Source organism: Sandarakinorhabdus sp., assembly GCF_987265915.1.
This window is the reverse complement of sequence record NZ_OZ503948.1, coordinates 2,396,060-2,411,170: the sequence shown is the minus strand read 5'-3', so window position 1 is coordinate 2,411,170 and position 15,111 is coordinate 2,396,060. Positions and strand designations below refer to the sequence as shown.

Here is a 15,111-nt window from a genome sequence, read left to right as displayed (position 1 = left end):
GGTGGGGGGTAAAGTGACGTGACGCATCCTGTCTGGTCTGAAGGTCTGTTCCTGCGGCCGCAGCATCTGCAACTGTCTGGTGATGCGGCTGCGGCTGCGTTGCATGCGCGATTTGCCGGCGCTGTTGCTCACCCCTGGGGGCTGATCGAACTCACGCTCGATGAGGATCTCGCCAGCGGCGCGCAGGTCGGGGTGCGTCGGTTGGTGGCAGTGATGCCCGATGGCGAAGTGGTCGCGGTCCCCGGCAGCCTGCCGCCGCCTCCACCCTTCGATGTCGATGATCAGGTGCGCGGCGATATCGTCTATCTCACCCTGCCGGCGCGGCAGGATGGGGCCGTGGTCTATACCCGGCCCGACAGCGCTGATGCCAATGTCACCCGCTATCTGGTCGCCGAACGCGAAGTCGTTGACCAGGCCGATCCCGATCGCAACGCCGAACTGATTGAAATCGCGCTGCCCAACCTGCATTTCGGCATCGATGCGGCCGATCTTGCCGGGCGCACCCGCATCGGCATTGCCCGCATCCGCGAACGGGTTGGCCGCAAGATCATCTGGGATGAAAACTATATCCCGCCGGTACTCGATATCCGGGCGTCGCCGACATTGGCCGGCTTTCTGGTCGATATTCTGGGCCGTCTCGAACAGCGGCAAGACGAATTGTCTATGCGCGCGGTCGAAGGTGCCGATGGCGGCAGCGAGACCTTTGCCGCCTATCTGCTGCTGCAACTGCTCAACCGCTGGCAGCCCGAACTCAAACATCTGCAACGTCTGGAACGGGTTCATCCCGAGCGCCTGTTCACCGGGTTCGTTTCCTTCGCCGGCGAACTCGCTACCTTCACCCGCGCCGATCGCCGCCCCGGCGATTTTCCGACCTATGATCACGAGGATCTGGAAGCCTGCTTCAAGCCGGTGGTCGATGCATTGCGCGCGGGCCTCTCCACCGAATTCAGCCGTTCCGCGGTGCAGCTTGAACTCAAGCTGATTCAGCCTGGTGCCTATGTGTCCACCATTACCGATCGCGGCCTTTATGATCAGGGGCGTTTCTATCTGGCCGTTTCAACGCGCCGGCCCGCCGAGGACGTGCGCCGTGCGCTGCCGTCGGTGACCAAGATCGGCGCCGTCACCAAGATGCAGCAGTTGGTGCAGGCGGCGCTGCCCGGCGTGCCGCTGGCCCCGGTGGCGGCACCGCCCAGCCAGATCCGCGCCATGGCCGGTTATGTCTATTTTGAACTTGATCGCAGCCATCCCGATTGGAAAGACTTTGCCACGGCGCCGGCATTGGGCTTGTATATCGCTGGGGAATGGCCTGATCTTGCCATGGAATTGTGGTGCGTGCGGAGGACAACGCGATGAGCGGGGAAAAGACCGTGTTTCGCCCATCGCCGCTGGCTGCGGCGCAAGGTGGCGGCACGCCGCCGCCACCGCCACCCTCTGGCGGCGGTGGCCCACCGTCGGGCGGCGCCCCGCCACCGCGATCCTGGGCGGCCGACGATGTGCCGGCGATCGATGTGCCGATGCGGGTGCGCAACCTGCTCACCGCCGCTGCGGCCCGGCTGCTGGCGCTGGCCGCCGCCGTGCAGGCGGATCGTCAGGTCAATGATGTCGCCGCGCTGCGCGCCCGTGCCGGCGAAGAGGCCAAGGCGTTTGAGAAACTGCTGACGGGGATGAATCTGTCCGCCGAAGACAATGCCCGCGCGCGCTATGCTGCGCTCGCCACGGTCGATGACATTGTGCAGAATCTGCCCGGCGGCATGCAATCGGATTGGGCGCGATCGAGCCTTGTTGTGCAAAGTTTCGGCCAGGCCTTTGGCGGCGACCAGTTCTTCACCATCCTCGATACGATGTTGCAGCGCCCAGCGGCAAATCTCGACATGCTGGAACTATATCACGCCTGCCTGGCCGTGGGCTTTCTGGGCCGCGCCCGGATTGCGCCGGATGGCCGCCAACAGGTTGATGGCCGCATGTCGGCCATCCACAACGCGCTGTCCGGCATCAGGCCGCGCCCGGAAACCGATCTGGTGCCGCAATGGCAGGGCAAGCCCACGCCGATGCCGCGAGTCGGCTGGCTGGTGCGCGCCGTATTGGCCGCCGCTGCCGCTGCCGCGCTGCTGCTGATCATTTTCTTGGTGCTGAAACTGTGGCTGGACAGCCGTGATGAACCGGCCCGCACGGCACTGCGGCCCTTGCCGCCGATCGTTGCCGGCCGCATTGATCGGCTGGGCGCCGATGTGCCGCAACAGCAATCCACCCAGTTGGAACGCATCAGGGCCCGGCTGCGCAATCCGTGCATCGAGGCGCGCGATGATGGCGCCACCATAAGGCTGATCATTTCCGCTTGCCCCGGGCTGCAATCGGGCATGTTCACGGCCGGCGCGTCGCTGCTGGCGCTGGACTATGTGCCGTTGATCGAAGATGCCGGACGCGCGCTGGCGCCGGAATCAGGCCCTATCGCCGTGGTCGCCCACACCGACAGTGATCCGATCCGCGGCGCGCTGGCCGCATCCTATCCGGACAATCTGGCGCTCAGCCAGGCGCGCGCCGAAGATGTCGTCTCGCTGCTGGCGCCGCTGGTTGGCGATGCGGCGCGATTGTCGGCCGAAGGGCGCGGCGATCAGGAACCGGTGGATCGTGCCGACACACCGGAGGCCAAGGCGCTGAACCGGCGCGTCGAACTCGTGCTGCCGCGGAGCGAATGATGGCCATGATTCGCAAGATATTCGGCAATTGGTGGGTGCTGGCGGTGGGTTCCGCCGTGCTGATCAGCATCGTGCTGTTCCTGGTGTGCGGGCCGCTGATCGCATCGGCGCTGTTCCTGCGCTGGTGGCTGATCGCGCTGGTCTGGCTGGTGCTGGCTGGCGCTGTCGGCTGGCGCCTGTGGCGGCGGCGCAAGGCCGATGCAGCCTTGACCGAAGCCATCGCCAAGCCCGCCGATCTCGAAGGCGACGCGATGGCCGCCAAGATGCGCGCCGCGCTCGATCGGGTGAAGGCCGACGGGAAAGGCGCGCTCTATGCCAAGCCCTGGTATGTGATCATCGGGCCGCCTGGCTCTGGCAAGACGACGCTGATCCAGAAAAGCGGGCTGCGCCTGCTGAATGACGAAGCGGCGGCCGGCGTGGGCGGCACTCGCAATTGCGATTGGTGGTTTGCCGATGAAGCCGTGCTGATCGACACGGCCGGGCGCTATACCAGCCAGGACAGCAGCGCGAACGCCGATGCACAAGGCTGGCGCAAGTTTCTGGGCACACTCAAGAAAGCCCGGCCGCTGCAACCCTTGAACGGCGTGATCGTCGCCATCGGCCTCGATGAACTCGGCAAGGCCGGCGCCGAAGCGCTCGACAAGCATGTGGTGACTCTGCGCGCCCGCATTGCCGAACTGTCGCGCGAACTCGGCCTGGAATTGCCGGTCTATGTGCTGTTCACCAAGGCCGATCTGCTCGTCGGCTTCACGGAGTTTTTCGACGATCTGTCGGTGGAAGGCCGGCGTTCGGTTGTGGGCCATACGCTGGCCTTCGGGCCGGATCGCCCGACCATGGCCAGCCTGGCCGCCGGCTATGACGATGCCGTGCAGGCGCTGGCCGATCGGCTGCCGTCGCGGTTGCAAGCCGAAGGCGATCCGGTGCGCCGCGGTGCCGCCTTCACCGTGCCGGCGCGCTTCATCGATTTGCGGTCGCGGCTGATCCGGCTGCTCGATGGCGTGTTCGGCAGTGGCGCTGCGGCCACGCCGCATGCGGCAACTGCGCGGTTGCGCGGCTTTTATTTCACCAGCGGGGTGCAGCAGGGCACACCGTTCGATCGCCTGCTCGGCAGCCTGTCGAGTGCGATCGGGCAGGGCCAGCGCGCCCGGCCGTCCAATCCGCGCGCCTTTTTCGTCAATCGCCTGCTCGCCGAAGTGATCATCCCGGAAGCCGGCCTGGCCGGACCTGATCTGGCGCGGCGCAAGCGGGTGCGCAATCTGCAGATCGCGGCGGGTGTTGCCGGCGGGCTGGTCGTTCTCGGTCTGGCGGGCGCGATGATTGCCAGCTTTGTCAGCAACCGTGGCGGCCAGGATTCAACGCTGGTGGCGGCCGATGGCATGAAGTCATTGCAGGCCAATCTCGATCCGGGTGATCGGGTGGCCTTGTCGGCTTCGCTGGCCGAACCGCTCGATCTGCTCGACGCATTGCGCGATAAATTGCCTTATGGCGTCACCCCGGCAGCCGCTCCGCCGCTTGGCCAGCGTTTTGGCCTTTATCGTACCGCGCTGGCCGATGAATCGGCGCGTGCCTATCGCGATGGCTTGCAGCGCTATCTGTTGCCGCGCCTGATCGTTGCGGCCGAAAGCGCCTTGCGCGCTGCTGGTGATGATCCGGTGGCGGTGTATGAACCGCTGAAGGTCTATCTGATGCTGGGCAACCGCGCCGGGGCCAAGCGTGATGATGCCTATGTGTTGCAATGGCTCGAAGCCGATCTGGTGGCACGGGCCTTTCCCGGTGAGGAAAATGCCCCGACGCGCCAGCGCATCCTCGCCCATGCGCGGGCGCTGCTGGCCGATGAAGGCCGCTTTGGCCGGCAATTGACCGGCGCCCTGCTCGATGGCCCGCTGGTGACGGCGACGCAGGGCATTGTCGCGGCGATGACCCCCGAACAGCGCGCTTTGGCGCTGATGAAGCAGCAAGTGACGGGCCAGGCCTGGCGCATGGTCGGCAATGCCCTGCTGCCTGGCGAGGCGCAGGCCTTTGCCAATCCGGCCGAGCTGGAAGCACTGTCGGTGCCGTCCATCTTCACCAAGGCGGGTTTCCAGGCGGGCTTTGTCGGCAATTTGGCTACCATCCGGGCCGCGCTGGATCGCGACAGCTGGATGCTGGGCAGCAGCGCCGCCGCCCAGGTGCCGTTGAATATGGAGCAGCTGGGCGCGCTTTATGCCGATGAATATTCGCGCCGCTGGAAGGCCGTGCTGCAGGCGCCGCAGCCCGGCGATTATGCGCAAGACACCACGGCGCTGGCGCGGCTGGCCAACAAGGGGTCCTCACCGCTGAAGAAGATCAGCGACCAGGTGGTGGCCAATGTCATCGGCCTGTCGCCAAAGCTGGCGGCGCCGACCGTGCCGGGCGGCGTGCTGGGCCAGGCCGCCGGCAAGGCGCTGGCAGCCGAAGCCGGGCGCGGTGCGGCGGCAACCGCGGCACGCATGATCGAAGCCAATTTCCAGGGCCTGCGCGACTATGCCGGCGGGCCGACGCCGCAGATTGGCCAGCTGCTGGATGCGCTGGGCCGCTACCAACTGGCCTTGGCGCAGGCCAAGGTGGCTGGTGGCGGTGGCGGCGGTGGTGCTGGGGCAATCGCGGCGGCGGCGGCCGAGCTGCAGGTGGCGGCGCAGAATGCCAGCGCAGGCGCGCCGGAACTGGGCGCTTTCGTGGCGCAAGTGGCGAGCGGATCGAGCAACGCCGCGGAAACGCAGCGCACCACTGAATTGCGTGGGGCTTATGCAGCTACGGTAGCGGCAGATTGTGCGCGTGTGTTTGGCGAAGGCTATCCATTCGGCACCGGTGCCGATCTGGCCCCGGCCGATGTCAGCCGCGCGGCCGCGCAAATGGCGGGCTTCGCGCGGGACACGCTGGGCAGCTATCTGGTGCGCCCGGCCGGAAACAAGCCGTGGACCTGGGTCGCCGAACCCACTGTGCGCAGTTTCCGCGCCACATCGGCGCGGCAGTTCCAGCGTGCCAGCGATGCCGAAGCGTTGATGGGCGGCAATCTGGTGCTGCGGGTCAGCGCGGTGCCGGGCATCAAGGGCGGCGTGCGGCTGCGCGTCGGCGGCGCCCCGATGGATCTGATGCCGGGCAATCCGCCGGAACGCTTCGGCTGGTCCGCGGCCGGTTCGCAGATTGCCGAGCTGGCGCCCTTGCAGGGCGGCAGTGCGCCGAGCTTGCGCGAGGAAGGGCCGTGGTCGCTGTTCCGCCTGTTGGCCAAGGGCCGCAAGCAGTTGCTGGGCGCCGGCCGTTACCGCTTTGCCTATGGTGCTGACGCCGCCATTGACGTCGAAGTCGTTGCCGGCCCGGATCCCTTTGCTGCCGATGGCGTGTTCGCGCTGCGGTGCCCGGCGGCGTTGTGATGCTGACGGGCCTTTACGGCAAATTGCCGGCGCACGGCGATTTTATCTGGCGCGGCTGGCCCGATGCGCTGGTGGCACGCATCGATGCCTGGCTGACCGATGGAGTCGCCATGCTGCGCGCCCGGTTGGGTGAAGAGGGCTTTGGCCAGGCCATGCAATCGGCGCCATTGTGGCATTGCTGGCTGGCGCTCGACGGGGAATGGGGCGTGCACGGGGTGGTGACTCCCACTGTCGATTCAGCGGGGCGGCTGTTCCTGCTGCTCGCAGGTGTGGCTGGCCCGCCGGTGGCGGTGTGGGCGGTTGCCAGCCAGCAACCGGGCTTTGCCGCTGCCGCCGAAGCGGCGGCCTATGATGCGCTGGCCGGCGAACTCGATGCCGATGCCCTGCACGCGCGGTTGGCAGATTCAATGCCGGCCGGTGACGGAGTCGGCCACTTTCTGGCATCGCTGTCGTGCCCGACCGGCAGCGCGTTCTGGGTGCCCAATCCCGCGGCTGGCCCGCCGGTGGCGTTGCCTGCCGCAACGCTGGATGCCATGACTCTCGGGCGTTTGGTGGAAGGAGGCTTGCGCGATGCGGCTTAGATACAAATCCGCTGTGCGAAGCCATCCCGGCCTTGTGCGCAGCGTGAATGAAGACATGGCGTTGGGCCGCGATGATGGCGCGTTGTGGATGGTCGCCGATGGCATGGGCGGCCACGCCCATGGCGATTGGGCCTCGCAAACGCTCGCCAGCCATCTGGCGGCGGTCGATCTGGCGGTGCCGCTGCCCGAACGCGGCCCCGCCATATTGGCGGCGCTGCACGCCGGCAATACCGCCATCGTGGAGGCTGCGACCCGCGCCGGCAGCCAGATGGGCACCACGGCCGTGCTGTTGCATCTGGAAGGCCAGGATGTGCTGTGCCTGTGGGTGGGCGACAGCCGCGCCTATCGGTTTCGCAGGGGGGAATTGCAGCAATTGACCCGCGATCACAGCGTGGTGCAGGAATTGATCGACCGCGGCATTCTTGATGCCGCCGAAGCCGAGACCCATCCGATGGCGCATGTGCTGTCACGCGCAGTTGGTACGGAGGCGCAGTTGCGCACGGAATCGGTGCACGAACTGGCCCAGCCTGGTGATCAATATCTGTTGTGCAGTGACGGGCTGACCAAGGTTATCCCCGATGCGGAGATTGCCCAGATGCTGCGCCTGCCCACCATTGACAGCGTGGCCGACCGGTTGATTGCCGAAACCCTGGCGCGTGGCGCGCCCGATAATGTTACGGTGATCCTGGTGTCTGTGGAAGAAGTGACTGAATTGATGCGGACCGAGGCATGAGCACCGACCTGCCCCCCAACAGTGGCACCCCGGAAGACGGCGAGCCCGATGCGGTGACCCCGCAGCCGCCAGCGGCGTCGCCGGGCGGCGAGCGCACGGTGATCGCGTCTCCCGAAGCCTTGGCCGCAGCGCTGCGCGAGCAAGGTGTTTCGGCGCCGCCTGCCGTTTTGGTACCCCCGGATTCCACTCCTCCGGCTTCGACACCGGCGCCCGATCCGTTTGCCAGCAGCTATGCCCAGCCGCCCGTTGATCGACCGCCACCACCGCCGACCATCATCAGCAACTTCGCGAGCAATCAGGATCAGTTGATCGGTGTGCAGCTGAACGATCTGTTCGAAGTGGTGCGCTTCATCGCCGAAGGTGGCATGGGCCGGGTGTATGAAGGCCGCAACATCGCGTCGGGCGAACAGGTGGCGATCAAGGTCATCCTGTCGCAATATGCCGCCGATGATCAGTTCATGGCGCTGTTCCGCCGTGAAGCCAGTGCGCTGGAAAAGATTGGGCATGACGCGCTGGTGAAATATCGCGCCCTGGCCTTCGATCGCGGCCGTGGCGTCAATTATCTCGCCATTGAATACGTCAATGGCCCGTCGATGGCGCACGTGCTGAATGGCGAACCCGCCGATCCGGCCCTGGTGCGCCGGGTGCTGCGCCGGTTGGCGCTGGGCCTGCACGCCGCCCACGAGGCCGGGGTGATCCATCGGGATCTGTCGCCCGACAATGTGCTGCTGCCTGGCGGCAATATCGATCGTTGCAAGATCATCGATTTCGGCATCGCCAAAGACAATAATCCCGGCCAGAAAAGCGTGGTGGGGGAGGCATTCGCCGGCAAGTTCGGCTATGCCGCGCCCGAGGTGTTCGGTAAATATGGCCGCCGCGTCGGCGCCTGGACCGACATTTACAGCCTGGGCCTGGTGATCGCGGCGCTGGCGCGCGGTGCGCCGGTGGAAATGGGCGTGACCATCGTCGATGCCCTGGAAGCGCGCGAAACAGTGCCCGATCTGTCGGGCATTTCCGCTGATCTGCTGCCGATCATCACCAAGATGCTGGCCCCCGATCCCGCCGATCGCTTCCAGACCATGGAAGAGGTGGCCGAGGCCGCTGATCCGCGTGGCACCCAGTTCATGGCCAGCTCCCCGAACGGCTCGGCGCCTGCCGCTGCCGCGCCGGCGTTCGTCAAAGCCGAAGCAGTCGCCGCCCCAGCCGACAAGCCCAAGGGCAAATTGCCGATCCCGGCCCTGGCGGCGGTGGCGGCGATAGTGATCGGCGGAGGTGCGTGGCTTGCCTTGTCTGGCCCCAAGGCGCCGGCGCCGGGCAGCGGTGCCGTGCCCGCAGGGACCGAAGCCGCTGGTGCGCAAGCGGTCACCATCGCGGCGAATTGGGCAACATCGGCGCCGCAGGTGTTCGCGGCGCTGGGCCAGTTGCGCTGCGCCGATGTGCGTATTGATGGTTTGCCACAATCCGGCCGGGTACGATTGACCGGGTGGCGGGCGTCGTCCACGACTGTACCGGCCAGAGTTGGCGGCTGGCAGTTGGACAGCAGCGGCGTTGCACCGGTTTCCGCGCCGTCGGCACAGGCCTGCCGGGTGGCGGATTCGATCCGCGCTGCGGCCGCTGCCAGCCCCGATACGCGCTTCCGCATGCCGGGCAGTCAGATACTGAACCTGTCCAGCCTGCCCAGCGGTTCAACAGCAGGTGACGTGCAGGTCGATTTGCATGTGACTGATCGGCCGCCGGGGCGGTTGCTGATGTCGTCCATTGACGATCGTGCAACCACAACGAAAGGCCTTGTGGTTTCTGGTGACCTGGATGAGTATGGCTTGAATCTCAGTGCGATCGACTTCGAGCGCAAGCCGGGTCGTTATCTGCTTGTGCTTGCGGCTGCACCGCAATCCTTGCCGGAGGTAACGGCCGCAGGAGCGCCGGCGTCCTTCGCTACCGCCTGCCGCAACAATGCCTGCCAGCTCACCAGCGGGTGGATCGAGGTCCGCTAACCGCCGATCATCACCGTCGGCAGGCCGAGCACGATGGTACCGCCGTGCGCGGTTGAATCGCCGATGCGGGCCGCCGGCAGCATGCCGACGAGCACGGTACCACTGCCCTTGACGATCACGTCGGGTGGGCCAACGCACACGCACATGTCGGTCACCCGCGCCTGCGGCAGCATGCCGGTCAACACCGTGAAGCAGCCCAGCACGATCGGCCCGCCCACATGTGGCACCACGCCGGTCACCATCGGGCAGACATGCATGTCGGTGATGCGCGATGCGGGTGGCATTATCAGTCCTTCTTCACATTGCGTTCGTAAGCCGTGCGGAAGTGGCGCGCGAACAGATCAAGATAGGCCGCATCGCTTTCGGCGGCGAGCGCGCGATATTCGGTTTCGAACGCCCGCCATAGCGCGGCTTCCTTGGCGCCGGGCAGGATGCCGCCGCGTCCCTGGGCGCGTGCTTTGATGGCTTCGGGCGAGAAACGCTGCACTGTTGCGGCCAGGGCCTCCTGCATCGCTGCCAGCATTGCCACTTCGTGAGCTTGCAGGTCCTCGAACGCGCCTTGCACCGCCTGCGTTCCCCCCAGGAAACCGCGATCGGGTTCACCCACCAACTGTCGCAGCGCCTGTTCGGGCACGCGCGTCCATTTCAGCGGATTGTTGCCCTGCGCCTGGAAGCGTGTCACCTGCGCGCCCACGCCGAACTGGTGGCGCACGCGGGTGCGGGCATCGAGCAGCCGGATCAGCCCATCGGTGGCCTGACGCAGCAAGCGCCCGGCGGCTTCGAGCACCTGGGTCGCCGACACACCCTCCATATCGCCCGGCTTCAACCCGGCAGCGGCAAGAAACTGCGCATAGGCTTGCCCGCCATCACTGCCTGGCGTTGCTTGGCTCGCCGGGGCCTGACTGACTGGTGCGGAAGCCAAGGCCGGTGTAGCCGCCGGTGCAGGCTCCACCGCGGTCGTGGCCGCGGCGCCGAAATCGATGGTGTCGAAGGCGTGCAGCTTGGCCCAGGGATTGTCGGCTGGCGGCGCAGCAGCGGGGGCAGGTGGCGCGAACGTCGGTGCGCCGCCGCCCACCCCGAACGGATCGGGTGCGTTGCCGCTGGCCACGCCGAACGGATTGCCGAAGGATGGCGCAGCGGGCGCGGGCATGGCGCTCGGAAACGCGGCTGCTGCCGGCGCCGGGGCTGACAGGCCAAATGGATCGATTGCCGGCGCCGCTGCCGGCATGGGCGGTGCCGCACCCGGTGCCAGGCCGAACGGGTTGGGCCGCGGCGCGGCATTGCCGGTCAGGCCGAACGGGTCGGCGGCTGGCGCACCAGCGGCCATGCCGAACGGATCAGGCGCTGCAGCGACGGGTGGCGGTGGGGCAAATCCCGCCATCAACGGATCATTGCTGGTCTGGAACAGCGGCTTGGCAGCCTCACGGCCGAACTGGCGCGCATCGATGGGCGCGCTGCCGCCGCCGGCCACCGCCAGCCAATCCAGCCCGGCGCTGGCCTCGAAGCCGCCGCTGCCATTTTGGCCGCCCCTGCTGCTGCTGCCCCCCAGCGCCACCCGCACTTCATAACTGGCGATGCGGATCAGATCCCCGTCACGCAGCACATACGGCGCGTTCAAGCGCTGGTTGCCGCCGTTGACAAATGTGCCGTTGGTCGATCGGTCGTTGAGCACATATTGGCCATCGACGAAATCGATGTCGCAATGCAGCGAAGAGACGATGTTGCGCGGATCGGGCAGCGTCCAATCGGCATGCGCGGCACGACCGATCGACAGGCCATGTTCGTTGAGCGCCATCACCACGGGATCGCCCGAGGTCAGGCTGGCGACATTTTCGATGGTAAGCGTGCAAGTCATGCCGGCGTATCAACTCCGGCGGCCATCGCCTCGGCGGCGGCAAGCGCGGTATCGAGCCGCGGCGCAAGATTGATCGGATCATCATCCAAGGCCGCCAAGATGACCGCGCCGGCCAGGGCCTGGCCGAATGCCGATGGTGGCGCCGCCACTGCCTGTTCCTGCGTGGCCGGCCCCAGGCTGCCGCCGGTCAGGAACACGGCCAGGCATGCACAGCCTTCCGCCGATTCAAAGCCAACGGTGTCGCCCGCGTCAAACGCCAGGCGGCGGTTGTTGTCGGATGGTTCGGCCAGCCACCGATTCACGGCCTTGCGCGCCGCCAGCCGCCGCGCCTGGCTGGTCGGTGCCATGGAGCCAAGGCACTGCGCCAGCCAGCGGACGCCATCCAGCCGCTGCAGGCAATGCGCGATGAAATGGGTCGCCTCGATGGCATCGCGTTCACGAAGTTGCGCGAACGCCTCGGCCGGCGGCAGTTCCAGCATGTCTTCAAGTTGCGCATTGTCGCCGGCCAGTGCCGAAACCTGTCCGGCCCGGGTCCATTTCACCCGGGGCCAAGGGCGTGCAGGAGCGGTGCTGGCCATCAGTTGATCATCACCATCGCGCCCTTCACGATGTGAAGTGCGGTGGCTTTCTGCATCATCAGCAAGCCCTTGCTCTGATACATGACGTTGGCTTCGATCTTGATCATCATGCCCTTGATCGTCACGCCCGATTGATCGATCTTGATGCTGCTGCTGCCCACTTTCAGCTCGATCGATTGCAGCGCTTCGGTTTTCTGTTTGCCCAGATCGAGCTTGATGTTGCGATTTCCCATCTTCAACCGCAGCTTGTCACTGCCCATGCCAAGCTCGGCATCACGATTGCCCATCTTGATTTTCAGCGAGTCATTGCCCTGTTCCAGCGTTTCCTTGCGGTTGCCGCTCTGGATGGTCAGTGTTTCATCGCTCTTGATGGTGGTCGTGCGCTTGCCGGTCTTCACCGACAGGGTCTCGTTGCCCTTGTCGATCGTGGTGGTGCGGTTGCCTTCCTTGATGTCGCGGGTCTCATCGCCCTTCAGCACCAGGGTTTTCAGATCCTTCTGCGCCTGGACCGAGAAGACTTCCTTGTTCTTGCTGTCGTCCAGACGGATTTCATTGAAGCCGCCACCGCCCTTGGTGCTGTTGGTGCGGATGCCCTGCAACGGATTGGCCGTAGCGGTGCCAAAGGCCGGCAGATTGGATTCATTGTAAACCGATCCGGTCACCAGCGGCCGATCAGGATCACCGTTCAGAAATTCCACTACCACTTCGTGGCCAATGCGCGGGATCATGAACGCGCCAAAGCCGCCGCCAGCGCTCATCTGGGCAACGCGCACCCAAAGGCTGCGTTCGTGCACCTGACCGCCGCCGTCATAGCCCTGAATGTCCCAGAAGAATTTTACCTTGATGCGGCCATATTTGTCGGTGTGGATTTCTTCGCCAGGCGGGCCGACGACCACACCGGTTTGTGGGCCGCCAATGCGCGGCATCGGCGTTTTGCGGGCTGGCCGGAACGGATGACGCGCCGGCATCATTTCCAGTTCGACGCGCATATCCTCGTCTCCGCCGCCGCCGGATCGATAGTCCGACGCCCGATACATATGACGGCTGCCGACGATCAGATATTCCTGATCCGCGTTGAAGCTTTTGCCCGCCTCGCTTTCATCGAAGGCGACCTTCAGCTTGCGGCCGACCGCGGCGGCGAACACATCGCCTTCGCCATGGCTGCGCGCCATGTCGGCGCGATCGGCCTCCAGGCGCACGCCGGCATAACGCTCCCCACGACTCATACCCGGCTTGTCATAATTGGCGGGATATTCAAAGCGTTCTGCAATATTGCCTGACACGTCCGGCGCCTGGCCACTGCGCCAGCGCGTTGCCCCGGAACCGACATTGCTCAACTGCTTCTGCTTCTTCATCACCGTGGTCGGTGCGGTAAAGTCATAATCATCGACGGTATAGGCGGTCGGGCCAAACCGGCGATGCTCACGCAACGACCACAGCACGGCTTCCTTGCCGTCGGGTTTGCCGCTGTGCAGCCGCACCGTGCCGGGGGTGCCCGCCGTATGGGCCGCCGGCGCATCGACTGCGACCAGCGTATGGCTGCCTTCCTGGTGATCGAAGAAATAATATATGCCTTCGCGTTCCATGTGTCGGGAAACGAAATCGAAATCGCTTTCATCATATTGCACGCGATATTCGATCGCCTCATAGGATGCCGAAAGTGTCTGTTTCTGGGATGGCAGCATGGACACAAGATTGGGCATGGTGCGCTTGTAGTGGATTTTGGATATCCGGTTCAGCGATTTCAGATATTGTGACGGACGCACGACCAGCCGGTAGATATAGTCCTGCCCGTCATTGTCGCGGCCGATTTCGACATATTCACACAAGATGCCATGAAAGCTGCGCGACACATGCGGCTTGCCCTTGAAGGTAATGCTGACCGGCTTGGCAAGGCAGGGATGCAGATCGATCGGCCCGCCGCGGGCCACAACCTCCGCCTCGATCACGAAAAGTTCAGACAGGCGCTCGACCGCGGTCATTCCCACCAGCAGCAGCCCGCGATCAGGCGTGGTGTTGATCTTGCCGATGCGATCACTGTCAGACGCCATGTTACTGCCTCCTCGCCGGCCGAATATTGTCATAGCACAGGGGCAAAGGCTGGCAACAGCGCCACAGATCGGTCATTTCCGGGAAATCGCCACTTGCCGGGCCGACGTCGAGCCGCCAAACGCCAACAGGATGACGATGCTGGCATTTCCCCAATCCGCCCCCCAACCCTCTCCCCAACCCTCCGACGATCCGGCATTCGGCCCTGACGATTGGCAGGTGCAGGCGCGTGCCGCCCGGATCAAGACCATAGATCTGCTCGCCCGTTCGGGATTATCGCCAGCCGATTTTCCGGCCGGGGTAATTGCCGATCCCGAATTTCCGGTGATGGTGCCGCCGCATTTTCTTGGCCTGATCCGGCCGGGTGATCCCGCCGATCCGTTGCTGTTGCAAGTGCTGGCGCGCGGTGAGGAGGCCTGGCCGCAGCCCGAACGCCGTACCGATCCGCTGTCCGAAGCGGATTTCCGCGCTGCGCCCGGCCTCCTGCAGAAATATCGCAGCCGCGCGTTGCTGATGGCCAGCGGGTCATGCGCCATCCATTGCCGTTACTGTTTTCGCCGTCATACGGATTATGGTGCCACCATGCTGACCCGCGCGCGGGAGGCGGAGGCGCTAGCGGTCATCGCCGCCGATCCCGCCATCGACGAGGTGATCCTGTCTGGCGGTGATCCGCTGAATTTGCCCGATGCCCGGCTGGCGGCGCTGGTGGCCGCGATTGCTGCCATCCCGCACATCACCACCCTGCGTCTGCACAGCCGCACCCTGGTGGCCATTCCGGCGCGTGTCACCGATGCCCTGTTGGCACTGCTGGCGGGCACGCGCTTGCAGGTGGTGATCGTCATCCACAGCAACCACGCCCACGAACTGCCGGAAAACGGGGCGGCGGCCCTCGCGCGGTTGCGCGAGGCGGGGGTGATGCTGCTCAACCAGTCGGTGTTGCTGGCACGAGTGAACGACACGGCCGAAACCATCGCTACGCATTGCCGGCGGCTCTTTGCCTGTGGCGTGCTGCCCTATTACATGCACCTCACCGATCCCGTCGCCGGGGCGGCGCATTTTGATGTGAGCGAAGCCGAAGCCCGCCGGATCGAAGCGCAGTTGCGGGCGCTGCTGCCGGGCTATCTGGTGCCACGCTTTGTGCGCGAAGTGCCTGGCGAGGCAGCGAAGACACCGTTGTGGGCGTTGTAATACTGCTCACGAACATGAACCGGGTATAACAAGTCCGTTCAGGCTTCC

The 15,111-nt window shown here is 65.5% G+C and carries 11 protein-coding genes; 7 read left to right on the top strand and 4 right to left on the bottom strand.

All coding sequences use genetic code 11. The features are described from left to right. The first annotated feature begins 18 nt into the window (after positions 1–18). The 6 genes from tssK to AC6UUM_RS11815 are packed head-to-tail and all read left to right on the top strand — an operon-like array spanning position 19 to position 9,393. Positions 19–1,353: a type VI secretion system baseplate subunit TssK gene (tssK, locus tag AC6UUM_RS11840; RefSeq protein ID WP_500802481.1), complete on the top strand. Its 1,335-nt coding sequence runs from the start codon at positions 19–21 to the stop codon at positions 1,351–1,353. Continuing rightward, positions 1,350–2,696, top strand: a complete 1,347-nt coding sequence (gene icmH, locus AC6UUM_RS11835; protein WP_500802480.1) for a type IVB secretion system protein IcmH/DotU — start codon at positions 1,350–1,352, stop codon at positions 2,694–2,696. Before tssK ends, icmH begins: the two co-directional genes overlap by 4 nt. 5 nt (positions 2,697–2,701) lie before the next feature. Further along, on the top strand, positions 2,702–6,085 hold the full coding sequence (gene tssM / locus AC6UUM_RS11830) for a type VI secretion system membrane subunit TssM (protein ID WP_500802479.1): 3,384 nt from the start codon (positions 2,702–2,704) through the stop codon (positions 6,083–6,085). Then, entirely contained in the window at positions 6,085–6,666 is a 582-nt protein-coding gene (gene tagF, locus AC6UUM_RS11825) for a type VI secretion system-associated protein TagF (RefSeq protein WP_500802478.1), read from the top strand. Before tssM ends, tagF begins: the two co-directional genes overlap by 1 nt. After that, the gene (locus AC6UUM_RS11820; protein WP_500802477.1) at positions 6,656–7,399 is read left to right on the top strand and encodes a PP2C family protein-serine/threonine phosphatase; all 744 of its coding nucleotides are present in this window, start codon (positions 6,656–6,658) and stop codon (positions 7,397–7,399) included. Before tagF ends, AC6UUM_RS11820 begins: the two co-directional genes overlap by 11 nt. Next, entirely contained in the window at positions 7,396–9,393 is a 1,998-nt protein-coding gene (locus AC6UUM_RS11815) for a serine/threonine-protein kinase (RefSeq protein WP_500802476.1), read from the top strand. Before AC6UUM_RS11820 ends, AC6UUM_RS11815 begins: the two co-directional genes overlap by 4 nt. On the opposite strand, the gene AC6UUM_RS11810 is transcribed toward AC6UUM_RS11815, so the two are convergent. The 4 genes from AC6UUM_RS11810 to AC6UUM_RS11795 are packed head-to-tail and all read right to left on the bottom strand — an operon-like array spanning position 9,390 to position 13,877. After that, a complete protein-coding gene (locus AC6UUM_RS11810) occupies positions 9,390–9,677 on the bottom strand; it encodes a PAAR domain-containing protein (protein WP_500802475.1) in 288 nt (95 codons plus the stop codon). The genes AC6UUM_RS11815 and AC6UUM_RS11810 overlap by 4 nt on opposite strands. A gap of 2 nt (positions 9,678–9,679) precedes the next feature. Beyond that, positions 9,680–11,248 carry a type VI secretion system-associated FHA domain protein TagH gene (gene tagH, locus AC6UUM_RS11805; protein ID WP_500802474.1) on the bottom strand — a complete coding sequence of 523 codons (1,569 nt, stop codon included), beginning with the start codon at positions 11,246–11,248 and terminating at the stop codon, positions 9,680–9,682. Beyond that, on the bottom strand, positions 11,245–11,790 hold the full coding sequence (locus tag AC6UUM_RS11800; protein WP_500802473.1) for a DUF6931 family protein: 546 nt from the start codon (positions 11,788–11,790) through the stop codon (positions 11,245–11,247). The genes tagH and AC6UUM_RS11800 overlap by 4 nt, the downstream gene beginning before the upstream one ends. Before the next feature lie 35 nt (positions 11,791–11,825). Then, the gene (locus AC6UUM_RS11795; RefSeq protein WP_500802472.1) at positions 11,826–13,877 is read right to left on the bottom strand and encodes a type VI secretion system Vgr family protein; all 2,052 of its coding nucleotides are present in this window, start codon (positions 13,875–13,877) and stop codon (positions 11,826–11,828) included. A gap of 130 nt (positions 13,878–14,007) precedes the next feature. Between AC6UUM_RS11795 and epmB the strand changes: the two genes are divergently transcribed. After that, a complete protein-coding gene (gene epmB / locus AC6UUM_RS11790; RefSeq protein WP_500802471.1) occupies positions 14,008–15,063 on the top strand; it encodes an EF-P beta-lysylation protein EpmB in 1,056 nt (351 codons plus the stop codon). The last annotated feature ends 48 nt before the right edge of the window (positions 15,064–15,111 follow it).